Raw genomic sequence first — 23627 nt, forward strand, 5'->3', positions numbered from 1 at the left:
ATGGTCCACCGTTTTTGCCGGCCCGGACTATTCACTCGTCCTTGTGAAGGACATCCGCTGCATAAAGCGTGTTCTGGAGCAGCGTGGCAATGGTCATGGGACCGACGCCACCCGGAACCGGGGTAATGTAAGCGGCGCGTTCTGACGCAGCCTCAAAGTCCACGTCGCCGCGAAGTTTGCCATCTTCCATCCGGTTGATGCCCACATCGATCACCGTGGCGCCCGGCTTGATCCAATCCCCCTTGATCAGCCCTGGTTTGCCAGCGGCGGCAATCAGGATGTCGGCTTCACCGACAAATTTTTCCAGGTCTTTGGTAAACCGGTGGGTCACCGTGGTGGTGGCGCCCTTGAGCAGCAGTTCCATGGACATGGGGCGACCGACGATATTGGAGGCGCCCACGATCACTGCGTGCTGGCCCTTGTACGGGGTGTTGATAGAATCCAGCAGGGTGATGATGCCCCGGGGGGTGCAGGGGCGCATCGCAGGTTGTCGCTGGACCAGGCGGCCGATGTTGTAGGGGTGGAAGCCGTCCACGTCCTTGTCCGGGCGGATTCGCACCAGGATCGGGTCATCGTCCAGGTGATCCGGCAGGGGCAGTTGTACCAGGATGCCGTCCACATCCGGGTTCTCGTTGAGTTCGTCAACCAGTGCTTCCAGCGCTTCCTGCGATGTGTCGGCGGGCAGGTCGTAGGACAGGGAGTGGATGCCGGCCGCTTCGCAGGCCTTGCGCTTGTTGCCGACATAAACCTGGGAGGCGGGGTCGCTGCCGACCAGTACCACGGCCAGGCCCGGTGCCCGCAGGCCTTTCTGGCGTCGCGCCTCCACGCCGGCGGCTACCTGCTGGCGGATGCCCGCGGCGATCTCTTTTCCGTTAATGAGTTCTGCGGTCATGAAGTCGTCTTTCTGGTGGAGATTGGAAGCTGTGCATTCTCGCACGTAAGGGGGCTATCGCCAATTCCTCTTGCGTCCCGCGGGTAAAGGGGGAAAAATTGACGGGATGCAGGTTGACGCCCCCGGGTTCCGCCGGTAATATGCGCGCCAACTTTGCTGAGGCATCTGTTGTTCAGGTTTCGGGGTATAGCGCAGTCTGGTAGCGCGCCTGCTTTGGGAGCAGGATGTCGGGAGTTCGAATCTCTCTACCCCGACCAACCCCATACTGGATGTTCAGGTGGGCAGACGGTCAAGCGCCCGTAGCTCAGCTGGATAGAGCATCGGCCTTCTAAGCCGGTGGTCGCAGGTTCGAGTCCTGCCGGGCGCGCCATTCGCCGTTCAGGCAGACTCAGGCGGCAGCCAGAAGCAAGGTTACCGTTTTCCGGCCGGGCCGGTAAGCGATGTAAGAAATGATATGGTGGACGTAGCTCAGTTGGTAGAGCTCAGGATTGTGACTCCTGCGGTCGAGGGTTCGAACCCCTTCGTCCACCCCATTTCCCTCTTTTCCGATCCATCCCCCGGTTCAGTTCCTGACGACTGGTTCGCATGATCCTTTTCGTGGGCCCCGAGGCTGTTATAGGATGGATTTCAAAATATGCGAGAGTGGCGGAACTGGTAGACGCGCTGGATTTAGGTTCCAGTGGGGCAACCCGTGAGAGTTCGAGTCTCTCCTCTCGCACCACTTCTGTGAGCGACCGGCGAAGGCGGTTTGTCGATTATCTTCGGAAATCGGGTCACAAAACGGCTTTTCTTCCCTTTCTATGCCTGTATTCCTGCTTTTCAGGTGATTCTCTCCCCCGTCGGTTCCGTGATAGACTAGTCGTTTAACCAAACCCAAATCCACTTAACTGATTCGGTAATTTGAGGAACGTCCATGCAAGTGTCTGTTGAAACGACGTCTAACATCGAGCGTCGGATGACGATCGGTGTGCCCGCCCAGGAAATCGACCAGGCGGTTCAGAAGCGTCTTCAGGAAACCGCGCGCACCGTGCGCATGAACGGCTTCCGTCCGGGCAAGGTGCCCTTCAAGGTGGTCAAACGTCGTTTCGGTGACAGTGTTCGCCAGGAAGTGGTTGGCGAAGTCATGCGCGACAGCTATGTGAAGGCACTGGAAGAGAAGGACGTATCCCCGGCAGGCTGGCCCCGTTTCGAGCCCAAGACCGTGGAAGAAGGCAAGGACCTGGAGTTCGTGGCCATCTTCGAGGTTCTGCCGGAAATCGAGCTGGGCGACCTGAGCAAGATCAGCGTTGAGAAGATGGTGGCAGAAGTCACCGACAAGGATATCGACAAGATGATCGATAACCTGCGTCGTCAGCAGGCCACCATGAAGGAAGTCAAGCGCAAGTCCAAGAACAAGGACACTGTGACCATTGATTTCAAGGGCTATGTCGACGGCGAGGCCTTCGAAGGCGGCGAAGCCCAGGATCACCGCCTGGAGCTGGGCTCCGGCCAGATGATCCCTGGTTTCGAGAAGGGCATTGTGGGGGCCAAGACAGGTGAGGACATCGAGATCGAGGTGACCTTCCCGGAGGACTACCACAACGAAGACCTGAAGGGAAAGCCCGCCAAGTTCGAGATCAGCGTCAAGAAAGTGGAAGAGGCGCAGCTTCCGGAGCTGAATGAGGAGTTCTTCAAGCGCTTTGGTATTGAGGCCGACAGCGAAGAAACCTTCCGCGAGGAAGTGAAAAAGAACATGGAGCGGGAACTCAAGCAGGCGATGTCTGCCAAAGTGAAGAACGACGTGGTTGATGGCCTCCTGGAAAACACCGAGGTTGAGATTCCCGAGGCGCTGATTGATCAGGAAATTGATCGCCTGCGTAATGACGCCGTACAGCGTTTCGGTGGCCAGATGGATCCACAGCAGCTGCCCAAGGAAATCTTCCAGGATCAGGCCAGTCGTCGGGTGAAGACCGGTCTGCTGTTCCAGGAGATCGTCAAGGCCAACGATCTGAAGGCTGATGATGAGAAGGTGGACGAAAAGATCCGTGAGATCGCCTCCACCTACGAGCAGCCGGAAGAGGTGATTACCCACTTCAGCAGCAACCCGGACCAGAAGGCCCAGATCGAATCCGTGGTGCTGGAAGAGGCGGTGGTTGACTTTGTGCTTGATCAGGCCAAAGTTAAGGAAAAGAAAGCGAAATACGACGACGTCATCCAGGCGGCGCAGCAACAACAGGGGTAAGTGCCTGGCTGACCGCCCTGAGAAACAGCCGGTTTTACCGGCTGTTTCCTTGTTAACCGTTATTCAGTCCGAATCCGATAAGGAGTGCAGGCACACATGACCCAGAAACCTTTTGACGGTTCTTCCGTGGACACCAATGCCGCCTTGATCCCCATGGTGATCGAGCAGACCTCTCGCGGTGAGCGGTCTTTCGACATTTATTCACGGCTCCTGAAGGAGCGGGTCATCTTCATGGTCGGGCCGGTGGAAGATCACATGGCCAACCTGATCGTGGCGCAGATGCTGTTCCTCGAATCGGAGAACCCGGACAAGGACATTCACCTGTACATCAACAGCCCGGGCGGGTCCGTCACGGCGGGCATGTCCATCTATGACACCATGCAGTTTGTCAAGCCGGATGTGGCTACCCTGTGTGTCGGCCAGGCCGCCAGTATGGGAGCGTTCCTGCTGGCCGGTGGTGCCGAGGGCAAGCGAGCCTGTCTGCCCAATTCCCGGGTCATGATCCATCAGCCACTGGGGGGCTATCAGGGCCAGGCTACCGATATTGAGATCCATACCAAGGAAATTCTCAAGATTCGGGATACCCTGAACCGTATCCTCGCTGAACATACCGGGCAGGACCTGGAAACCATCGCCAAGGATACGGACCGTGACAACTTCATGGATCCGCAGCAGGCGAAGGAGTACGGGCTTATCGATACCGTACTTGATAAGCGCGTATCGAATAAATAATACTGACGGTAATCGACAGGATGTGTGGCCGCGTACTCTTCATTGAGGTGTCAGGGCGGTAGCGGTGCATGCCAGGCCACACATTGGCACCGGAAACCAGACCAGAGGTAATTCAATGGCAGATGAAAGAAACGGCAGGGGCGACGACAACGGTAAGTTGCTGTACTGCTCGTTTTGCGGAAAAAGCCAGCATGAAGTCCGTAAGCTCATTGCAGGGCCGTCGGTGTTCATCTGCGACGAGTGTGTCGACCTGTGCAACGATATTATCCGGGAGGAAATCCAGGAAAATGCACAGGAAGAGGCCAGCGACCGCCTGCCGACACCAAACGAGATTCGCAATACCCTGAACGAGTATGTGATTGGGCAGGACCGCGCCAAGGTGGTACTGGCGGTTGCGGTTTACAATCACTACAAGCGTCTGCGCTACGGCGAAGGCAAGGGTGATGTGGAACTGGGCAAGAGCAACATCCTGCTCATCGGTCCCACTGGTAGCGGTAAGACCCTGCTGGCTGAGACCCTGGCGCGGATGTTGAACGTGCCGTTCACCATCGCCGACGCCACCACGCTGACCGAGGCGGGTTATGTCGGTGAGGATGTCGAGAACATCATCCAGAAGCTGCTGCAGAAGTGCGACTACGATGTGGACAAGGCCCAGCGGGGCATTGTCTATATCGACGAGATCGACAAGATTTCCCGTAAGTCCGATAACCCCTCCATCACCCGTGACGTGTCCGGTGAGGGTGTGCAGCAGGCACTGCTCAAGCTGATCGAGGGCACGGTTGCCTCGGTGCCGCCCCAGGGTGGTCGCAAGCATCCTCAGCAGGAGTTCCTGCAGGTGGATACCGGCAACATGCTGTTTATCTGCGGCGGCGCCTTTGCGGGGCTGGACAAGGTGATCCGTGAGCGTACCGAGAAGAACAGCATCGGCTTTGCCGCTTCGGTGGCCAGCCAGGATGACACCAAGAAGACCGGTGACATTATCCGCAACGTTGAGACCGAGGACCTGGTCAAGTATGGCCTGATCCCGGAATTCGTTGGTCGTCTGCCGGTGGTGGCGACACTGACCGAGCTGGACGAAGAAGCCCTGGTACAGATCCTCACCGAGCCCAAGAACGCGCTGACCAAGCAGTACCAGAAGCTGTTCGATATGGAAGGCGTGGAGCTGGACTTCCGTGAGGACGCTCTGCGTGCCGTGGCCCGCAGGGCCATGGAACGCAAGACCGGTGCCCGTGGCCTTCGTTCCATCATGGAAGCCACACTGCTGGATACCATGTACCAGATCCCGTCAGAGCCGGACGTGACCAAGGTGGTGATCGACGAGAGCGTGATTGACGGGGACTCCGAGCCCTTCAAGATCTACGCCAGCAGCGATCACGCCAAGGCGGTTCCGGAAGACTGAGGGAACGACCACCGGCGCCAGCCGGACAACCAGAAAAAGGGCGGCAACGCCCTTTTTTTGTGCCTGTTCCAGCGACAGTGTGATGTGACGCCCTGTTACAGCCGGTAGCGGCTGGAAAGCGTCTGTAAAAACATTGCAATTGGGCAAACAACCCCAATGTTCGGTGGTATGCTGAAAGAAACATCGTCAGAGGATGCTTTATGACCCCGACTCCCGAAACCCGTACCGAATACCCGATGCTTCCCCTTCGGGACGTGGTTGTCTTCCCCCACATGGTCGTGCCGCTGTTTGTGGGGCGTGAAAAGTCCATCCAGGCCCTGGAAGTGGCCATGGAGGGCAGCAAGGAGATTCTGCTGGTGTCACAGCGGGATGCGGGTACGGATGATCCGGGCCCGTCCGACGTCTTCAACGTCGGTACGCTGGCCACTGTCCTGCAGATGCTCCGTCTGCCGGACGGCACCGTCAAGGTACTGGTGGAAGGTAACGCCCGCGCCAGCCTGGATGCGGTTGCCGAAGGTGACTACCTGACCGCCACCGCCGAGCTGCTGGAGCCGGATTCCCTCCCGGAACGGGAAGAGGAGGTTCTGGTCCGCACTCTGACGGAAGAATTCGAGAAGTACGTCAAGATGTCCCGCAAGGTGCCTTCCGAGGTCTCCAGCGCCCTGCAGGGCATCAACGAGGTGGAGCGCCTGGCGGATACCATGGCGGCACACCTCGAACTCAAGGTGCCGGAGAAACAGGAGTTGCTGGAGGCCCTGGATATCCGCAACCGCGTTGAGCTGTTGCTCGGCCGCCTGGACAGCGAGATCGATCTGATCGAGGTGGAGAAGCGCATTCGTGGCCGTGTCAAGAAACAGATGGAGAAGAGCCAGCGGGAGTATTACCTCAACGAGCAGATGAAGGCCATCCAGAAGGAGATGGGCTCCCTGGGCGAAGGCGGCGGCGATTTCGAAGAGCTGGAACAGAAGCTTGAAGAAGCCGGTCTGCCGGAAGAGGCACGCAAGAAGACCGAGGCCGAACTGAACAAGCTCAAGATGATGTCGCCCATGTCAGCCGAGGCGACCGTGGTGCGCGGTTACATCGACTGGATGCTGGCGCTGCCCTGGAAGAAGCGCAGCCGTGTCCGCCACGACATCGACAAGGCCCGCAAGATCCTCGACGAGGACCATTATGGCCTCGACGAGGTCAAGACCCGCATCCTGGAGTACCTGGCGGTACAGAGCCGGGTGAAGAAGGTGAAAGGGCCGGTGCTGTGCCTGGTGGGGCCGCCCGGGGTGGGCAAGACGTCCCTGGGGCAGTCCATCGCCCGGGCCACCAATCGCAAGTACACCCGCATGGCGCTGGGTGGCGTTCGGGACGAAGCCGAGATCCGTGGCCACCGCAAAACCTATATCGGCGCACTGCCGGGCAAACTGGTCCAGAAGCTCTCCAAGGTGGGTGTGAAGAACCCGCTGTTCCTGTTCGACGAGATCGACAAGATGGGCATGGATCACCGGGGCGACCCTGCGTCGGCACTGCTGGAGGTGTTGGATCCGGAGCAGAATCACACCTTCAACGACCACTACCTCGAAGTGGATTACGACCTGTCGGATGTGATGTTCGTGTGCACTTCCAACTCCATGAACATCCCGCCGGCGCTGCTGGACCGCATGGAGATCATCCGCATCCCCGGTTATACCGAGGATGAGAAGGTCAACATCGCGCTCAAGTACCTGCTGCCCAAGCAGCTCAAGGCCAATGGTCTGCGCAAGCAGGAACTGGTCATGCCCGAGCAGACCCTGCGGGATGTTATCCGCTATTACACCCGCGAGGCGGGCGTGAGGGGCCTTGAGCGGGAGATCGCCAAAATCTGCCGCAAAGTGGTCCGCGAGCATGTGGAAAAGGGCGAGAAGGCGGCCCTGGAGCTGTCTCCGGAGCTGCTGGAAGACTACTCCGGCGTTCGCAAGTTCAAGTACGGCCTGGCGGAAGAGAAGAACCAGGTGGGCTCCGTAACCGGCCTGGCCTGGACATCGGTGGGTGGCGAACTGCTGACCATCGAGACCGCGGTGACCTCCGGCAAGGGCCGGGTGGTGAAAACCGGTTCCCTGGGTGACGTGATGCAGGAGTCCATCCAGGCGGCCCTGACCGTGGTCCGCAGCCGCGCCCCCGGGCTTGGAATTCGTGACGACTTTCACGAAAAACAGGACCTGCATGTGCACGTACCTGAGGGTGCCACACCAAAAGATGGTCCCAGCGCCGGCATTGGCATGTGCACCGCATTGGTCTCTTCCCTGACCGGAATTCCGGTTCGCGCCGATGTCGCCATGACCGGTGAGATTACCCTCAGGGGCCGTGTGCTGGCCATCGGCGGGCTCAAGGAAAAGCTCCTTGCGGCGCACCGCGGGGGTATCAAGACGGTTATTATCCCTGATGAAAATGTAAGGGATCTCAAGGAGATACCGGATAATATCAAGGAGTCCCTCGAGATTCGTCCGGTGAAATGGATCGATGAGGTTCTGGACGTTGCCCTGGAATATACCCCGGAGCCGCTGACCAGTACGTCAACCTCTCAGACACAGGGAGCCGGCAGCCGTGACGACGACGGCGACGCGGGCGAAAGAATCAACACACATTAAAAGCTGCGTGCTTTGTTGACATGCCTGAGAGCCCGTTGGTATAACTGTTTCGCCGTGAAGCAGCCAATACCAAGGGCTCCCGCGCGATCAAAACCTATTCCGTGGACCGGTTAACAGCCGCAGGGAATAAAAAAAGTGAAGAATGGCATTCTCCGACCGCTTATGCGATAGTCGGGAACGTCTCAGAAAAATAAACAGACCGAGAACTTCCAACCTGAAATCGAAGGGGTTTAGTGTGAACAAGTCCGAACTTATCGATGCAATTGCAGAGTCCGCCGATATCTCCAAGGCCGCCGCTGGCCGTGCTCTGGACGCCATGACCGGCTCCATCACCGGCGCGCTGCAAAAAGGCGACCAGGTGACCCTGATCGGCTTTGGTACTTTCTCTGTAAAAGAGCGTGCCGCTCGCACTGGTCGTAACCCGCAGACTGGCGCCGAGATCAAGATCCCGGCCTCCAAGGTGCCCGGGTTCAAGGCAGGCAAGGCTCTGAAGGACGCCGTCAAGTAACGGACTCCTTCGGCAGGCGGTACTGGCATTTCCTGACCAGTGCCGCCCTGCTCGGATTCAAGGCGCATTCCATCAAGGGTGCGCCTTTTTACGTTCAGTCGGCCAGCAAAGTACCAGCCCCGCAGTGCCGGGCGTCCCGCTGACTGTTTTTCCAGAAGAACACTGAAAAGAGGCCTGACGCTGAACCTGATACCAGCAGGATGGTAGGGAAAGGTGCGAGCGATCCGGGAGGAACATGCTTCAAGATATTCGGGAAAATGCCCAGGGCACCATTGCCAAGATCATCATCGCCGTATTGATTGTGTCCCTGTCTATCTGGGGGATGGATGCCATTGTCGGCGGTTTCCGGGGGGAACCGGAGGTGGCGACGGTGAACGGCGAGGACATCACCGAACGTGAATACCAGCGGATGGTGCAGATTGCCAGCCAGCAGCAACTCAGGCAGATGGAGAATCCGGATCCGACGCTGCTGGACGAAGACCAGATCCGCAGGGACACACTGGACAGCATGATCCGGGCTGAAGTGCTGGCACAGGACGCCAGCGAACAGGGGCTGGCACTGAACAACGTCAGTGTCGACCAGCTTATTGTCGGCATGTCCCAGTTCCAGGTGGATGGCGAATTCAGTCAGGAGCGTTTTACATCATTCGTCCGCAACCTGGGAATGACGCCTACCGAATTCCGTGAAGTGCTGAAGCGTGACTATATCAGCAACCAGATCCGCACCGCAGTCGTTCGTGGCGGTATCTCGCCCGACGAATCGGCTCGCCGGTTGCTGGCACTCCAGAACCAGAGCCGTGACTTCAGACTGCTGCGCCTGTCAGGTGATTCCGTGGCCGATCAGGTGGAGGTCACCGAGGAAGACGTGGCCCAGTGGTACCAGGATAACCAGTCCCGCTTCATGCAGCCGGAATCCGTCGATGTGGAGTACCTGGTGCTCTCCATTGACGATGTACGGGACGGTATTGAAGTGTCCGAGGAGGAAGTCCGTCAGCGCTATGATCAGATGGCCGACCAGCTTACCCAGGAAGAGCGCCGGAGTGCCCATATCCTGATCGAGGACGGGGAAGACGCCCAGAAAACGATCGACACCATCCAGCAGCGCCTGGAAGAGGGCGCGGACTTCGCCGAGCTGGCCAGGGAGTTCTCCGATGATCCGCTGTCGGCGGAGCAGGGCGGTGACCTGGGGTACCTGATGGAGGGTGACCTTGGCGGTGCCTACGACGAGGCCCTGTTTTCTCTGGATGAGGGCGAGATCGCCGGCCCGGTGGAAGGCGAATATGGCACTCATTTCATCAAATTGCTGGATATCCGAAAGGGTGACGCACCGAGTTTCGAGGAGCAGGCGCCAGAGATCCGCTTGCAACTGGCCCAGCGCCAGGCCGGGGAGGAATTCTCACGTCAGCGTACGGAGCTGGCTGATATGGCCTTTTCCGGCGACGGCCTGGATTACCCGGCGGAGCAGTTCGACCTGGAGGTGCAGACCCGCTCCGGTGTTACCCGGGAGAGCAACGAGCCGCCCTTTGATCACGCCGGTCTGGTACGGCAACTGTTCTCCGGTGATGTACTGGAAGACGGCTTCAACACCGAGCTGATTGATGTCAGCCAGACTTCCGCTGTGGTGGCCCGGGTCACTGAGCATCATCCGGAAGAACCCAGGCCGCTGGCCGAGGTGTCCGACCAGATCCGTGAACGCCTCGAGCGGGAGCGTACCCTGGAGCTGCTCCGTGAGAAGGCTGATGAGCTTCTTGCCCAGTTGCGTGAGGGAGAGGTTTCCCCGGAAGGTGACGAATGGACCCGTCATGAGGGCGTCACCCGGGGGCAGAGCGACCTTGCCGGGCCGGTACAGGCTACCGTCTTCTCCCTGACCGCACCGGATGAGGACAGTTTCAGCTTTGGTACCGCTGAAACCGGGTCCGACCTGGCGGTGATCGCCCTGTCCGGCGTCACCGATGGTGAGGTGGACGAAGGCAGCGAGGAAGTCAGGAACATGAGCCTGTTCCTGGCCCAGCTCAATGGCCAGAGCGAATACCGGGCCTACGTGCAGACCCTGCGAGATAGGGCGGAAATTGAACGTCCCTGACGTTACAGGCCCGGCCCGGGTCGCCTGAGAAAAACAGCCCGCCCCCGGCATTACCCGGCGGCGGGTTTTTTTCTGCCCTGGTGTCATGTACGGGACACTAAACAAACCTGGAAATCCGGCACGAGGGTTGTCATGATTTTTGTATGATAATGACAAAACCATCGCCAGGAGTCTGTGCGGTAGAAATCGCGCCAGGCGAGATTGTCCCACTTTGAGGCCATTTTTACGGTCATTTTGGGCGCATAGTGGCTCTATGTAGCGAAAATGAGCGCTCAAAAGGGGCCAAAGTGGGGCGGTCGCAACGGTGCGACTTTCTACCGCGCAGACTCCCAGGGACCTGAGGAGGCACCAATATGGTTAGCCCGGACACTGCCTGTGACCTGATTCTGTTCGGGGCCATGGGAGATCTTGCCTCGAAGAAATTGTTCCCGGCCCTGTACCATCTCCACCGGGCCGAGTTGCTGGCACCCGGCACCCGGATACTGGCGCTGGCACGCCGGGGCTATTCCACTGCCGAGGCAAGACAGGTGATCCGGGAAAGACTGTCCCGGACACTGGGGTCTGACGAGCTGTCCCCTCCGACGATGGAAGCCTTCCTGGAGCGGGTGGAGTACGAGGACCTGGATTTCTCCAGTCGTGAGGGCTACCTGACGCTGGAACAGTGGCACGGCAGGGGGCCATCGGAGAACACCCTGATCCTGTACTACGCCACACCACCGGACCTTTATGCGACCATTACCGGGCACCTGGCCAGTGTCGGCTGCTGCGACGAGACAACCCGGGTAGTGGTGGAAAAGCCCATCGGCCACGATCTGGTTTCCTCCCGGGAACTCAACGACCAGCTGGCCGGTGTGTTCCGGGAAGAGAACATCTACCGGATCGATCATTACCTGGGCAAAGAAACGGTACAGAACCTGATTGCCCTGCGGTTTGCCAATAACCTGTTTGCCTCCCAGTGGGACCAGAACCACATCTCCCATGTGGAGATCACGGTGGCGGAGAGTGTTGGCATTGAAGGTCGCTGGTCCTACTTCGACAGTGCCGGGCAATTGCGGGATATGGTGCAGAGTCACCTGCTGCAACTGCTTTGCCTGCTGGCCATGGACCCGCCGTCGGACCTATCGTCGGACAGCATCCGGGATGAGAAGGTGAAGGTGCTCAAGGCCCTGGCGCCCCTGACCCAGGAGCGCATTCCTACCCACCTGGTGCGGGGGCAGTACACGGCGGGAACGGCGGACGGCAAACCGGTGCCTGGTTACCTGGAAGAGAAGGGAGCCGTGGGGCACAGCCATACCGAGACCTTCGTTGCCCTCAAGGTGGAGATCGAGAACTGGCGCTGGGCGGGTGTGCCATTCTATATCCGGACCGGCAAGCGGCTGCCGGAGAAACGGTCCGAGGTGATCGTGCACTTCAAGCCGGCGCCCCATTACATCTTCGACCCGGACCAGAAACACCTGGCCAATAACAAGCTGATTATCCGGCTGCAGCCGGACGAGGGCATGTCGCTGCAAATCCTCACCAAGGACCAGGGGCTCAGTCGTGGCATGCGACTGCGTCAGGGCCCTCTGGAGCTGACCTTTGCCGAGGCTTTCAATACCGACCGTATCCCGGATGCCTACGAACGTCTGCTGCTGGAAGCCATGAAAGGCAACCAGTATCTGTTCGTACGCAGGGACGAGGTGGAGTATGCCTGGCACTGGGTTGACCAGTTACTGGCCAACTGCGAGGAATGCGGCGCCCATCCAAAGCGCTACGCCGCCGGCACCTGGGGGCCGGTGGCCTCCATCGCGATGATCACCCGCGATGGCAGGAGCTGGTATGAAGACGTCTGAACAGCCGTTGTTAGCCGGTGTCTCCCTCCGGCCCTTTGCTGATCCGGAGGCACTGGCCGGCGAACTGGCGGAACAGGCGGCCAGTCGCCTGCGAGAGTCCATCAGGGAGCGTGGTGATGCGTTACTGGTGGTGTCCGGCGGGCGCACGCCGGCAGGGTTCCTGCAGGCGCTCTCAGGGCTGTTACTGCCCTGGGAACAGGTGACCATCGTGCCCTCAGATGAACGCTGGGTGGCCGTGGATAGCGATCAGCGCAACAGCCGTATGATACGGCAACACCTGCTCCAGGGGGCCGCCGCCAGTGCCCGCCTGATGGAACTGGTGGAGGACGGCGACGAGACGCCCGGCCAGTCGGCCAGGCAGGCCTCCGAACGGCTTGCCGGACTACACTGGCCCGCCGATGTGGTGGTTCTGGGCATGGGGGAGGACGGCCACACCGCCTCGCTGTTTCCCGATGCCCCGGAACTGTCCGCGGCCATGGCGGCGGATGCGCCACCGGTAGTGGCAATCACACCAGACTCCCAGTCCACGGTACGCTTGACCCTCAGCGCCCGGACACTGTCAGGAGCACTGATGACAGTGCTGCTGCTCCGGGGGGATGGCAAGAGGGCCGCCCTGGATGAGGCCATCGCCGAACCGTTCGCCATCGGGCCCATGCCCGTCCGTTATTTTTTCCATCAGCCTTTGTCCATTTTCTGGAGTCCCTGACTCTGGCAAGGAGGACCGTCATGCCTGGACTTTCGAAGGATCAGCAACAGCGCATACAGGCGGTGCTGGCAGCGGGACCGCTGGTGCCCGTGATCACCCTGCACCGGGAGGAGGACGCCATGCCTCTGGCGGAGGCGCTGGTGGAAGGGGGCATCCGGGTGCTGGAGATCACCCTCCGCACCCCCCAGGCCCTGCCAGCGATCGAGACCCTGAGCAAACAGCTGCCCGGGGACGTCCTGGTGGGGGCGGGTACCGTCACCGATCCCGCTGCCTATCGCCAGGCGGAGAGTGCCGGTGCCCGTTTCGTAGTCAGCCCCGGCATTACGCCGCGGCTACTGGACTACGGGCTGACTGCCAATGCCCCCCTGTTACCGGGCGTGGCCACGGTGTCGGAACTGATGCTGGGGTATGAGCTGGGATACCGTGCCTTCAAGTTCTTCCCGGCGGCGGTCGCCGGCGGGCTGGAGGGCCTGAAAGCGATGGCCGGGCCGTTCCCCGATGTTGTGTTCTGTCCCACCGGGGGGATTCGCCGGGACACCGCCCGGGACTATCTGGCGCTGGGCAACGTGGTGGCGGTGGGGGGCACCTGGCTGACGCCGGAGAAGCGGGTCAGCCAGGGTGACTGGCCGGGAATCACCCGGCTGGCCCGGGAGAGTCTGGCAAGCTGCCAGGGTTAACGGATATCGTCGCCCACCCGCAGGATCTTCATGGTGTTGGTGCCGCCCTGGGCATTGACGTAGTCGCCCTTGGTGACCACCACCAGATCCCCCGGCTTGACGATGCCCCGGTTCTGCAGCTCCCCGACCGCCAGGGCATTGGTCTGCTCCGGCGGGATTTCGGCGGAATCGAAGGGCACGGTCTGCACCCCCCGGTACAGGGCTACCCGGTGCTGGGTGGTGAAATGCCGGGAAAAGGCGAAGATGGGCAGTCCCGACTTGATACGGGACATCAGCAGCGGCGTGGCGCCGGTTTCCGTCAGGCAGATGATCGCGGTAACGCCCTGCAGGTGGTTGGCCGCGTACATGGCGGACAGGGCAATGGCCTCGTCCACCCGCTCCATGCTTTCGTGCATGCGGTGGCCGGACTGGTGCATGGACGGGTGACGTTCCGCGCCCTTGCAGATGCGGTCCATGGCTTCCACCGCCTGCACCGGGTAGTCGCCCACGGCAGTCTCGGCGGATAGCATGACGGCATCGGTGTAGTCCATCACCGCATTGGCCACGTCGGAGACTTCGGCCCGGGTCGGCATGGGGTTGTCGATCATCGACTCCATCATCTGGGTGGCGGTGATCACCACCCGGTCCAGCGCGCGGGCACGGGCAATGATGTGCTTCTGCACGGCCACCAGTTCGGCGTCGCCGATTTCCACGGCCAGGTCGCCACGGGCCACCATGACCGCGTCCGAGGCCAGGATGACGTCGTCCAGGGCCTGTGTGTCGTGGGCCAGCTCGGCACGTTCGATCTTGGCCACCAGGGCCGCGGACGAGCCGGCGTCCCGCAACAGTTGCCGGGCCGTGTGCATGTCATCGGCGGTGCGGACGAAGGACACCGCCACATAGTCCGCACCCAGTTCGGCGGCAGTGGTGATGTCCTCCCGGTCCTTGGTGGTCAGTGCGTCTGCGGACAGGCCGCCGCCGCGCTTGTTGAGGCCCTTGTTGTTGGACAGCGGGCCGCCGATCAGCACGGTGGAAGTGATACTGTGGTCGTCCACGGCGGTCACTTCCATCTCGATACGGCCATCGTCCAGCACCAGGATATCGCCGGGGCTGACATCCTGGATCAGTTGCTCGTAGTCGATGCCGACGCGCTGGCCGTCGCCGGCTTCCTTGTCCATGGCGGCGTCCAGGACGAAGGTCTCGCCGGCCCGCAGCGTCACCTTGTTGTCCCGGAACCGGGCGATCCGAAGCTTGGGTCCCTGCAGGTCTGCCAGGATGGCCACGAAGCGGCCGCAGTTGGCGGCGGCGTCCCGCACCCGGCGGGCACGCTCGCAGTGCTCACTGGCGCTGCCGTGGGAAAAGTTGAGCCGGGTGACATCCAGCCCGGCGCGGATAATGCGTTCAAGGGTTTCGGGGGCGTCGGTGGCGGGGCCGAGGGTGGCGACGATTTTGGTGCGCCTTAGCTGCTCTGGCATAGCGTATCGATTCCTTGTCTGGAGGCCTGCCTGACGGGGCGACCTGATGGCCCCGTCATGGTAGTGTCAAATTGTAACAGAATGGTGAAGGAGGGCGGCGATGCACCCCACCGTAAAGCAGGTAACGGACCGTATTGTCCGGCGTAGCCGTGACAGCCGGCAAGACTACCTTGGGCGTATGCAGGAACTGGGTCGGCAGTCGCCCCACCGGGCCACCCTGTCCTGCGGTAACCTGGCCCACGGTTTTGCCGCCTGCCAGCCCGGCGACAAGCAGACCCTGAAACTGATGAATCAGGCCAATGTGGCCATGGTGTCGGCCTACAACGACATGCTCTCGGCCCACCAGCCTTACGCCGGCTTCCCGGACGTGATCCGCGAGGCGGCCCATGGCATGGGCTCGGTGGCCCAGTTCGCCGGTGGCACCCCGGCCATGTGCGACGGCGTTACCCAGGGCCAGCCGGGCATGGAGCTGAGCCTGGTGTCCCGGGACGTGATCGCCATGAGTACCGCCGTGGCCCTCAGCCACAACATGTTCGACGCCACCCTGCTGCTGGGGATCTGCGACAAGATCGTGCCGGGGCTACTGATCGGGGCGCTGAGCTTTGGTTACCTGCCCACGGTGCTGGTGCCGGCCGGTCCCATGCCGTCCGGCCTGCCCAACAAGGAAAAGCAACGGGTCAGGCAACTGTACGCCGAGGGCAAGGTGGGGAAGGACGAGCTGCTGGAAGCCGAAAGCGAGTCCTACCACAGCCCCGGTACCTGCACCTTCTACGGCACCGCCAACAGCAACCAGCTGCTGGTGGAGGTGATGGGGCTGCACCTGCCCGGGGCAGCCTTCATCAACCCGGGCACGCCCTTGCGGGAGGCCCTCACCCGGGCCGCCACAGAGCAGGTGATCCGGCTGTCCCGACCCCATGGCGGTGAACTCGGCCTGGCCCATATGGTGTCCGAGAAGACCATCGTTAACGCCCTGGTCGCGCTGTTGGCCACTGGTGGCTCCACCAACCATACCCTGCACTGGGTGGCTATTGCCCGGGCCGCGGGCATCATTATCGACTGGGACGACTATGCCGAGCTGTCGGCGGTGACGCCCCTGCTCACACGCATCTACCCCAATGGCCAGGCGGACGTGAACCATTTCCACCAGGCCGGGGGCACGGCATTCCTGATCCGGGAGCTGCTGGACGCCGGTCTTCTGCACGAAGAGGTGGACACGGTGATGGGGCATGGCCTGAGGGCCTATACCGATATACCCACCCTGGAGGGCGGAAAACTGGTCTGGCACCCCGCGCCGGCGGCAACCCGCGACGCGGGCGTGCTGCGGCCGGTGTCGGAGCCCTTTGACGGGGAGGGCGGTCTCAAGGTCATGCAGGGCAACCTGGGCCGGGGGATTCTCAAGACCTCGGCGGTGGCCATCGAGCATCGGGTGGTGGAAGCCCCGGCCCTCGTGTTTGATGACCAGTCCGACGTGGCCGCCGCCTTTGACCGGGGGGAACTGGACCGGGATTTCGTGGCGGTGGTTCGCTGGCAGGGACCGGCCGCCAACGGCATGCCGGAGCTGCATAAACTGACACCCTACCTGGGCAGCCTGCAGGACCGGGGATTCAAGGTCGCCCTGGTGACCGACGGGCGCATGTCGGGTGCCAGTGGCAAGGTGCCGGCGGCCATTCACGTCTATCCGGAGGCAGCCAGGGGAGGCGCCCTGGCGAAGGTGCGGGATGGTGATATGATTCGTGTAGACGCCGTCCGGGGGGAATTGTCGGTGCAGGTATCCGGTGGCAATCTGGAAGACCGGGAACCGGCCAGTGCGGACCTTTCCGGCAATCAGTACGGGCTGGGCCGGGAACTGTTTGCCTGGTTCCGCCAGGGGGCGTCGGAGCCGGAGCAGGGGGCTACACTGTTCTTCCAGTCCCACGATTGATTCGAACAATAAAAAGGAGCACAACGGCCTATGAGCCAGTATCTGTTGGCGATCGACCAGGGAACCACCAGTTCCCGGGCCATCCTCTTCACCCGGGAAGGCCGGATCCACGCCGTGGAGCAGCAGGAATTTGAACAGATCTATCCCGACAGTGGCTGGGTAGAGCATGATCCCGAAGCCATCTGGGACACAGTCAGGTCCACCTGCCAGGCGGTACTGGACAATAACGGTGTGGAGGCCAGCCAGATCCTGGGGGTGGGCATCACCAACCAGCGGGAAACCACCATCATCTGGGATCGGCAGACCGGCAAGCCGGTGTACAACGCCATAGTCTGGCAGGACCGGCGCACCGCCGGGCTGTGCCAGCAACTCAAGGATGATGGCCATGAGCCGGGGGTGACCGAGCGTTCCGGGCTGCTCATCGATCCCTATTTCTCCGCCACCAAGATCCGCTGGATACTGGACAATGTGGAGGGGACCCGGGAGCGGGCGGAGAAGGGGGAACTGGCCTTTGGCACCATCGACACCTTCCTGCTGTGGCGGCTCACCGAAGGGCGCTCCTTCCTGACCGATGCTACCAATGCCTCCCGCACCATGCTGTTCAATATCCACGAACAGCGTTGGGACCCGGACCTGCTGGAGCTGTTTGGTATCCCGGAATCCCTGCTGCCGGAAGTGCGTGACTGTGCTTCGGATTTCGGGACCATCGCCAACGGTCTGCCGGCAGCGGGTGTCACTGTCGGTGGTGTGGCCGGGGACCAGCAGGCGGCTCTGTTCGGCCAGACCTGCTTCGCCGAGGGCACGGCCAAGAGTACCTATGGCACCGGATGTTTCCTGATTCTCAACACCGGGGAGCAGGCCCTGAAATCCGAACACCAGTTATTGACCACGGTGGGGTACCGTCTCAACGGCAAGACCACCTACGCCCTGGAGGGCAGTATCTTTATCGCCGGTGCCGCCATCCAGTGGCTGCGGGACGGTCTGAGCCTGATTCGCATGGCGGACGAGTGCGAGATGCTGGCGGAGCAGACACCAGTGGACCATGGCGTGTACCTGGTGCCCGCGTTTACCGGCCTGGGCGCGCCTCATTGGGATCCCAAGGCACGGGGAGCCATGTTTGGCCTGACCCGGGACACCGGTATCAAGGAGATTGTCACTGCTGGCCTGCAGTCCGTGTGTTATCAGACCAAGGATTTGCAGAAGGCCATGGAAGATGACGGCGTACGTCCGGTGGCCCTGAGGGTGGATGGTGGCATGGTGGTGAACAACTGGGTGCTGCAGTTTCTGGCGGACATCCTGGGGGCAACTGTGGACCGGCCGGAGGTGATAGAAACAACGGCTCTTGGCGCGGCCTTCCTGGCGGGGCTCCAGGTCGGGGTCTACGAGAGCCTGGAGGAGATCGAGAAGCTCTGGCGCTGTGAACGCCGGTTTGAACCGGCCATGTCCAAGGCGGACCGTGACCGGCTCTATGACGGATGGCTGGGAGCTGTGCGGCGGTTGCAGGCTGGCTGACAACCGCCGGTCTCGCTCCGTCAGCGGCTACTGCAGGGTCAGCGGAACGCCGGCTTCCCGGCGAACCGCCTGCCATTCCTCCAGGGTCCGGGCCGCCTCGGGGCCGGGCACCGTACCGAGGATTTCGTAGAAACCACTGTTGTATTCATCCGCAAGCACTTTCTCCCGGGACTGCATTCGCACCAGGTAGACGGACTGCACGTTCTGATGGTCGAAGGCCCGCCATTCCTGTTCATCCTTGAGCAGCGAGTACTTGTGCCCCTCCAGGGCCCGGATCACATCGGCGGTATTGGTGGTACCGGCCCGCTCCACTGCATCCTTGTACTGGTACACGATGCTGTAGGCGGAGGCCGCCGCGGACGATGGCCGCATGTTGTGCTGGCTGGAGAACGCCTCGACAAACTCGATGCCCCGCTCGTAACCCTTCTCATAAGGCAGGTTCCAGAACCAGGGGGCGGCACCGATAATACCTTCCATCAGCGAGGGTCCCAGTTGCAGTGCCGTACCCAGGCTGGTGTTGGGCCACACGATCTGCATTTTCTCTTTCAGGCCCATATCGTGGGAGATGTTCACCGCACGGACCATGTCGCCACCGCCGAGGATCAGCACCAGGACATCGGCACCACTGGCTTCCGCCTGTTCCAGGGCGGACTGGAAATCCCGTGAGGTGGCGTTGGGGAAGGGGGTACGGGTGACCGGATGACGTTCGGTATCCTCGGTGCCGGATGCCGCGCGCACTGAGTCCTCAACCGAGTAGCCCCAGGAATAGTCAGCGGTAATGAAGAAGTATTTCTTGTCCCGGAACTCTTCGGCCAGATACTTACCTATCGCGCTCGCTGTCATCCAGGCGTTGTAGGATTCGCGGAACATGTGGGTGTGGCCAGCAGTCCCGGTGGTGGCATTGGCGTAGGTCAGGGTGCCGAAGTAGATCCGGTCCTTTTCCTTGGCGGCACGGCCCGAGGCGATGGCAACCGCCGAGGACACCCCGCCGAACAGCATCTGGACATTCTCCTCGTCCACCATTTCACGGACGTTGGCGGCGCCCCGCTTGGGGTCCAGTTGGGTATTGCGGACCACCAGCTCCACCGGGCGACCAAGGATGCCGCCGGCCTCATTGATTTCGTCCACAGCCAGGAAGGCCCCCATCCGCTGCTGGAGGCCGAGATACTCATAGCGGCCACTGGCGGGGTAGTTGAGTCCGATTTTCAGTACCTCCTGTGCGCTGGTCAACGGACTGGTGAGCAGCAGCGCGAGTGCCATTACTACGTTTTTCTTCATGAACGATTCCATTTTCTGGGTTTATTGTAGGGTCAGGGGCATTCCCGCCTTGCGACGGTCTGCCTCCCACTCTTCCCGGGTGCGGACCGCCTCATTCCCCGGCAGGGTATGGACGATCTCGAAATAGTCACTGGAGTGCTCATCGGCCAGTACCTCCTCCCGGGGGCGAATCCGGACGACGTAGACGGACTGGACGTTCTGGTGATCAAAGGCCCGCCACTCCTGTTCATCCTTCAGGAAGGTGTAGCGGTGCCCCTCCAGCGCGCGGATGACATCGGCGGTATTGGTGGTACCGGCCCGCTCCACCGCATCCCTGTACTGGTAGACGATGCTGTAGGCAGAGGCAGCGGCGGAGGACGGACGCATCTCGTAGCGTTCGGAAAAGTCCTGTACGAACTTCTGGCCGCGCTCATAGCCGGCTTCCCTGGGCAGGTTCCATATCCAGGGTGCGGCGCCGATGACACCTTCCATGATGCTGGGGCCGACCTGGTTGGCCATGCTTAGGGTAATGTTGGGAACCACGATCTGCATCTTGTCGTGCAGGCCCATGGAATAGGCAATATTCACCGCCCTCACCATGTCATCACCGAACAGTACCATGGCGAGCACATCCGCATCGCTGGCGGCTGCCTGTTCCAGCGCCGCCTGGAAATCGCTGGTCAGGGCGTTGGGAAACGGTGTCCTGGTGCCGGGGTGTTCGCTGGTATCGCCGGTGTCGGTGAACTGCCGCAGGGATTCCTCCACCGACCAGCCCCAGGTGTAGTCAGCGGTGATATAGAAGAATTTTTTGTCCGAGTAGTTCTCGCTCAGGAAGCTGCCCAGGGCCTTGGCGGACATCCAGGCATTGAAGGGTTCCCGGAACATGTGGGTATGTCCAGCACTGCCGGTGGTGGCGTTGGAATAGGTGAGGGTGCCGAAGTAGATCCGGTCCCGTTCCTTTGCCGCCTTGCCGGAGGCTATGGCAACGGCGGAGGAGGAGCCGCCGAACAGCATCTCCACACCGTGATTATCGATCAGGTCGGCGGTGTTGGCGGCGCCACGCTCCGGATCCCCCCGGGTGTTACGGATTACCAGCTCCACCGGGCGACCAAGGATGCCGCCGGCCTCATTGATTTCCTCCACTGCCAGGAAGGCCCCCATACGCTGTTGCAGGCCCTGGTCCTGATAACGACCGGTCTGCGGGTAGTTGAATCCCAGTTTCAGGGGCTCCGCCAGTATGGGCGCGGACAGGACAATGAGCGATGAAAGGATGGCGAGGGAACAAATCCACCTGGGCATTCAAACATCTCCTGCGGGTAACCGCCGGGGCACCCTTATCTATCTGTTGTATTTGTGAAATATTGAAAAATGCATTGGCAAGGCCAAGTGTTGTCGCTGTTGCCTGAATTCGCAATGTGACCTTGGTGGAAAAATGTGGCAACCGGTAACAGGGTGTGACGATGCGTAACTGAGGGGCCGGCGCGTCGAACCGTGATCCGCCGATGGCCACCGCCGTAGTATAACGCACTGATTGTTTTTGGCTTCCCGGTTCTGAGCACGTCTAATTTTGACGGCTATCAATTGCTCAGCCATTCTTTGGGATACCCTGGCAGGATTCAATGTTCGAGCAGGAGGTGGCAAGCTGATGGCCAAGACCCGTAAAGAAGAACTCGAACGGCTCAAGCAGGAATTGACCCGTCGGCTGGAGCGGTACGAGGCTCACCAGCACCGCGACGAAGGCAAGCTGGAAGCGGATTTTTCCGAGCAGGCGGTACAGCGCCAGAACGATGAGGTGGTGGATCACCTGGAGCTGGAGGTACGGGAAGAACTCCGTCAGGTCATTCATGCCCTTGGCCGGCTGGAAGAGGGCGAAGGTGAACGGTGCGAACGTTGCGGTGACACGATCAACCCGGAACGCCTGAAAATCCTGCCGTGGGCGTCACTGTGTATCCGTTGCGCCGAAGACGAGGAGGAGTAGCGTCAGTCCTCCGGCCGCTCCAGGTCCACCCACTGTTGGGACAGCCAGTAGAAGCGCCCCTCGCCCGCCGGATAGGTACAGTTGTAGCGGAAGCGCCGGCTGTTGAAGGCCTCCGCCGCCTGTACCGTGACCTCCTGTCCCCGGGGCTCCAGTGCTAGCCGCCCGCGTCCTGAAGCGAAGCACGTAAGGGCCTCCGGATTCAACCGGTCCGGCAAGCGGAGGGTCAGGCGGGGCGGGTTGTCCGACACGATACCGTCCGGCAGCTCGGAGGCGTCCACCGGCAACGCCCGGCTGCGCAGCTTGTCATCGAGGCTGTCCATCTGCCCGTAAGCGGTTGCCATGGGAAACCGGGGCAGGCGGCTCGGGTCCGACGTGGGGCCGATGGCACCGGATTGCTGGCCGTAGCCGTACCAATCCCGTTCGTCCAGGAGTTGTTCCAGGCCAGCGTCGTATTCGCCGTAGGGGTAGGCGAACAGCGGCTCGTCCATACCCAGTCGCTCGTCCAGTAGCGTCTGGGCGTGGTCCAGGCTGGCGGTTACCTGCTGGTGCCAGGCATTGCGGGGCTCGTCGGGCTTTCGTGGCAGATGGGCATGGTCATGGCTGTGGTTGGCGATGGTTACATGGGAGAGTCCGGCGGCCTGTTCCAACTGTTGCCAGGTCATATGACCCGGGCTGCCCACGGCCTGGGTATTGACGAAAATGGTATACGGATAGCCGTACTCGTCCAGGATGGGGGCCGCCGTGGTCCAGACCGATTCGTAGGCGTCATCGAAGGTGATGGCCGCCTGCTGTTGTCCTTCCAGCCTGCCTGCGAGGGCCTCTTCGGTGCCGGACTTGAGGGGGACCACCTCAAGCCCCAGCTCCTGGATACGATGCAGTTGTTCACGGAAAAGGTCTACCTCGGTGCTGGTGCTGGCGGGCGTCCGGTCACTGATATGGTGGTACTGGAGCACCACCAGGTCCGCCCTCGCGGGCACGGCCGCAGTGGTGATCAACACAGCCAGGGTCAGGTATCGGTTCAGCATGGGGTGTCTCCGTGTCGGAAGTAGTGGCGCAGGATGGCGAAGGCCTCGTTGAGCTTCTGGACCTGTTCGGTCTCGCCACCCCGGTCCGGGTGGGCCTGCATCACGGCGCGGCGGAAGCGTTGCTTGACGGCGGTGAAATCCGCTGGCAGTGCCTCGAAGCCCAGTACCTCGGCGGCCCTGGCGGCGTCTCCCCGGCCCGGCGTGCCGTGGGATCGCCCTGCCCAGAAATCGTCCACCAGGCGCAGGATATCGTCCTCCGACATCTCGTACTGGTCCAGGTCCAGGTAGAAGGCCCTCAATGGGTCTGCCTGATCCGGCAGGCCGGTTCCGGCCACCACGTCGGCCTGCGTCAGGGAGATGGACAGGGGAGAGATGGTCACGGTTTCGCCCCGGGTCGCCAGTTCATCCCGCAGGCGGTAGAGCACATGGAATACCAGGAAGTGGACAGGATAGAGCGCCGCCGGGTTGGCGTAATCCACCGGCCCGATCAGTTCCCAGGGCGGCGACTGGAGCTGGCGGATGAGTTCCAGCTCCGACAGCCCGCCACGGGCCTGGCGCAGGCAGGCCTCCACCGCCGCGCCAAGCATCCGGACATGGCGTTCCAGCGCCTGTCGGGCCTGGGTGTGGGAGTCTGTGGGAACAGAGTGTAATTGGCTTTCCTGTGACTGGTTCATGGCATTATGGTAGGTCAGTAGCAACGCAATCCCAAGGGAACCGGACTATCGTGGCATTTACGGGGGGTGGATACCTGACGGGAGCAGCCCGCCTCCGGTATAATCGCCGCCTGTTTATTCACCATCTTTCCACCATGGCCA

18 protein-coding genes and 4 tRNA genes are annotated in these 23627 nt (G+C 61.4%); 16 read left to right on the forward strand and 6 right to left on the reverse strand.

The annotated features are described in order from the left end of the window. Nucleotides 1–31: 31 nt before the first annotated feature. Nucleotides 32–892: a bifunctional methylenetetrahydrofolate dehydrogenase/methenyltetrahydrofolate cyclohydrolase FolD gene (gene folD, locus ACJO2E_RS13480; protein WP_406964490.1), complete on the reverse strand. Its 861-nt coding sequence runs from the start codon at nucleotides 890–892 to the stop codon at nucleotides 32–34. Between the two features lie 180 nt (nucleotides 893–1072). On the opposite strand from folD, the gene ACJO2E_RS13485 reads away from it, so the two are divergent. The 13 genes from ACJO2E_RS13485 to ACJO2E_RS13545 all read left to right on the forward strand — a co-directional run bounded on the left by ACJO2E_RS13485 (nucleotide 1073) and on the right by ACJO2E_RS13545 (nucleotide 13665). After that, a tRNA-Pro gene (locus ACJO2E_RS13485) sits at nucleotides 1073–1149 on the forward strand. 36 nt (nucleotides 1150–1185) lie between these two features. Further along, nucleotides 1186–1262: transfer RNA gene (locus ACJO2E_RS13490), tRNA-Arg, on the forward strand. Nucleotides 1263–1349: 87 nt separating this feature from the next. Further along, a tRNA-His gene (locus ACJO2E_RS13495) sits at nucleotides 1350–1425 on the forward strand. Nucleotides 1426–1528: 103 nt separating this feature from the next. After that, nucleotides 1529–1613 (forward strand) — tRNA-Leu (locus tag ACJO2E_RS13500). 192 nt (nucleotides 1614–1805) lie between these two features. Further along, nucleotides 1806–3113, forward strand: coding sequence for a trigger factor (gene tig / locus ACJO2E_RS13505; RefSeq protein ID WP_406964492.1), 1308 nt, complete (start codon nucleotides 1806–1808; stop codon nucleotides 3111–3113). 96 nt (nucleotides 3114–3209) lie between these two features. Next, entirely contained in the window at nucleotides 3210–3845 is a 636-nt protein-coding gene (clpP, locus tag ACJO2E_RS13510; protein ID WP_406964494.1) for an ATP-dependent Clp endopeptidase proteolytic subunit ClpP, read from the forward strand. A 115-nt stretch (nucleotides 3846–3960) separates the two neighbouring features. Next, nucleotides 3961–5244, forward strand: coding sequence for an ATP-dependent Clp protease ATP-binding subunit ClpX (clpX, locus tag ACJO2E_RS13515; protein ID WP_328185674.1), 1284 nt, complete (start codon nucleotides 3961–3963; stop codon nucleotides 5242–5244). A 200-nt stretch (nucleotides 5245–5444) separates the two neighbouring features. Next, the gene (gene lon, locus ACJO2E_RS13520; protein ID WP_406964495.1) at nucleotides 5445–7859 is read left to right on the forward strand and encodes an endopeptidase La; all 2415 of its coding nucleotides are present in this window, start codon (nucleotides 5445–5447) and stop codon (nucleotides 7857–7859) included. A 235-nt stretch (nucleotides 7860–8094) separates the two neighbouring features. Then, nucleotides 8095–8367, forward strand: a complete 273-nt coding sequence (gene hbs / locus ACJO2E_RS13525; protein ID WP_189573490.1) for a non-specific DNA-binding protein Hbs — start codon at nucleotides 8095–8097, stop codon at nucleotides 8365–8367. A gap of 235 nt (nucleotides 8368–8602) precedes the next feature. Continuing rightward, nucleotides 8603–10450 (forward strand): SurA N-terminal domain-containing protein, encoded by a 1848-nt coding sequence (locus ACJO2E_RS13530; RefSeq protein WP_406964497.1) that lies wholly within the window; start codon nucleotides 8603–8605, stop codon nucleotides 10448–10450. 353 nt (nucleotides 10451–10803) lie between these two features. After that, entirely contained in the window at nucleotides 10804–12282 is a 1479-nt protein-coding gene (gene zwf / locus ACJO2E_RS13535; protein ID WP_406964499.1) for a glucose-6-phosphate dehydrogenase, read from the forward strand. After that, a complete protein-coding gene (pgl, locus tag ACJO2E_RS13540; RefSeq protein WP_406964501.1) occupies nucleotides 12269–12988 on the forward strand; it encodes a 6-phosphogluconolactonase in 720 nt (239 codons plus the stop codon). The genes zwf and pgl overlap by 14 nt, the downstream gene beginning before the upstream one ends. A gap of 20 nt (nucleotides 12989–13008) precedes the next feature. Beyond that, nucleotides 13009–13665 carry a bifunctional 4-hydroxy-2-oxoglutarate aldolase/2-dehydro-3-deoxy-phosphogluconate aldolase gene (locus tag ACJO2E_RS13545; protein WP_406964503.1) on the forward strand — a complete coding sequence of 219 codons (657 nt, stop codon included), beginning with the start codon at nucleotides 13009–13011 and terminating at the stop codon, nucleotides 13663–13665. Here the strand turns inward: ACJO2E_RS13545 and pyk are convergent. Beyond that, entirely contained in the window at nucleotides 13662–15119 is a 1458-nt protein-coding gene (gene pyk, locus ACJO2E_RS13550) for a pyruvate kinase (RefSeq protein ID WP_406964505.1), read from the reverse strand. The two genes, ACJO2E_RS13545 and pyk, sit on opposite strands and share 4 nt — an antisense overlap. 100 nt (nucleotides 15120–15219) lie before the next feature. On the opposite strand from pyk, the gene edd reads away from it, so the two are divergent. After that, nucleotides 15220–17040 carry a phosphogluconate dehydratase gene (gene edd / locus ACJO2E_RS13555; protein ID WP_406964506.1) on the forward strand — a complete coding sequence of 607 codons (1821 nt, stop codon included), beginning with the start codon at nucleotides 15220–15222 and terminating at the stop codon, nucleotides 17038–17040. A gap of 30 nt (nucleotides 17041–17070) precedes the next feature. Next, the gene (gene glpK, locus ACJO2E_RS13560; RefSeq protein ID WP_406964508.1) at nucleotides 17071–18552 is read left to right on the forward strand and encodes a glycerol kinase GlpK; all 1482 of its coding nucleotides are present in this window, start codon (nucleotides 17071–17073) and stop codon (nucleotides 18550–18552) included. A gap of 27 nt (nucleotides 18553–18579) precedes the next feature. Here glpK and ACJO2E_RS13565 read toward each other — a convergent pair whose 3' ends face one another. Both ACJO2E_RS13565 and ACJO2E_RS13570 read right to left on the reverse strand, forming a co-directional pair. Continuing rightward, on the reverse strand, nucleotides 18580–19830 hold the full coding sequence (locus ACJO2E_RS13565) for an ABC transporter substrate-binding protein (protein WP_406964510.1): 1251 nt from the start codon (nucleotides 19828–19830) through the stop codon (nucleotides 18580–18582). A gap of 21 nt (nucleotides 19831–19851) precedes the next feature. Further along, nucleotides 19852–21108: an ABC transporter substrate-binding protein gene (locus ACJO2E_RS13570; protein ID WP_406964511.1), complete on the reverse strand. Its 1257-nt coding sequence runs from the start codon at nucleotides 21106–21108 to the stop codon at nucleotides 19852–19854. A gap of 346 nt (nucleotides 21109–21454) precedes the next feature. Here ACJO2E_RS13570 and ACJO2E_RS13575 point away from each other — a divergent pair, with 346 nt between their 5' ends. Then, a complete protein-coding gene (locus ACJO2E_RS13575; protein WP_406964513.1) occupies nucleotides 21455–21787 on the forward strand; it encodes a TraR/DksA C4-type zinc finger protein in 333 nt (110 codons plus the stop codon). Nucleotides 21788–21789: 2 nt separating this feature from the next. Here ACJO2E_RS13575 and ACJO2E_RS13580 read toward each other — a convergent pair whose 3' ends face one another. Further along, entirely contained in the window at nucleotides 21790–22812 is a 1023-nt protein-coding gene (locus tag ACJO2E_RS13580; protein ID WP_406964515.1) for a polysaccharide deacetylase family protein, read from the reverse strand. Beyond that, nucleotides 22806–23510: a DNA-J related domain-containing protein gene (locus ACJO2E_RS13585; RefSeq protein ID WP_406964516.1), complete on the reverse strand. Its 705-nt coding sequence runs from the start codon at nucleotides 23508–23510 to the stop codon at nucleotides 22806–22808. The genes ACJO2E_RS13580 and ACJO2E_RS13585 overlap by 7 nt, the downstream gene beginning before the upstream one ends. Nucleotides 23511–23627: the final 117 nt, after the last annotated feature.

It is taken from the genome of Marinobacter shunpengi, from assembly GCF_045449695.1.
Taxonomy (GTDB): domain Bacteria; phylum Pseudomonadota; class Gammaproteobacteria; order Pseudomonadales; family Oleiphilaceae; genus Marinobacter.

Bases quoted from the DNA above. Each gene is read 5' to 3' on its own strand.
- ACJO2E_RS13530 (WP_406964497.1), top strand. From the start codon at position 8,603: ATGCTTCAAGATATTCGGGAAAATGCCCAGGGCACCATTGCCAAGATC.
- tig (WP_406964492.1), top strand. From the start codon at position 1,806: ATGCAAGTGTCTGTTGAAACGACGTCTAACATCGAGCGTCGGATGACG.
- ACJO2E_RS13575 (WP_406964513.1), top strand. From the start codon at position 21,455: ATGGCCAAGACCCGTAAAGAAGAACTCGAACGGCTCAAGCAGGAATTG.
- pyk (WP_406964505.1), bottom strand. From the start codon at position 15,119: ATGCCAGAGCAGCTAAGGCGCACCAAAATCGTCGCCACCCTCGGCCCC.
- pgl (WP_406964501.1), top strand. From the start codon at position 12,269: ATGAAGACGTCTGAACAGCCGTTGTTAGCCGGTGTCTCCCTCCGGCCC.
- glpK (WP_406964508.1), top strand. From the start codon at position 17,071: ATGAGCCAGTATCTGTTGGCGATCGACCAGGGAACCACCAGTTCCCGG.
- folD (WP_406964490.1), bottom strand. From the start codon at position 892: ATGACCGCAGAACTCATTAACGGAAAAGAGATCGCCGCGGGCATCCGC.
- clpX (WP_328185674.1), top strand. From the start codon at position 3,961: ATGGCAGATGAAAGAAACGGCAGGGGCGACGACAACGGTAAGTTGCTG.
- ACJO2E_RS13570 (WP_406964511.1), bottom strand. From the start codon at position 21,108: ATGCCCAGGTGGATTTGTTCCCTCGCCATCCTTTCATCGCTCATTGTC.
- ACJO2E_RS13565 (WP_406964510.1), bottom strand. From the start codon at position 19,830: ATGAAGAAAAACGTAGTAATGGCACTCGCGCTGCTGCTCACCAGTCCG.
- lon (WP_406964495.1), top strand. From the start codon at position 5,445: ATGACCCCGACTCCCGAAACCCGTACCGAATACCCGATGCTTCCCCTT.
- edd (WP_406964506.1), top strand. From the start codon at position 15,220: ATGCACCCCACCGTAAAGCAGGTAACGGACCGTATTGTCCGGCGTAGC.
- clpP (WP_406964494.1), top strand. From the start codon at position 3,210: ATGACCCAGAAACCTTTTGACGGTTCTTCCGTGGACACCAATGCCGCC.
- zwf (WP_406964499.1), top strand. From the start codon at position 10,804: ATGGTTAGCCCGGACACTGCCTGTGACCTGATTCTGTTCGGGGCCATG.
- ACJO2E_RS13545 (WP_406964503.1), top strand. From the start codon at position 13,009: ATGCCTGGACTTTCGAAGGATCAGCAACAGCGCATACAGGCGGTGCTG.
- ACJO2E_RS13580 (WP_406964515.1), bottom strand. From the start codon at position 22,812: ATGCTGAACCGATACCTGACCCTGGCTGTGTTGATCACCACTGCGGCC.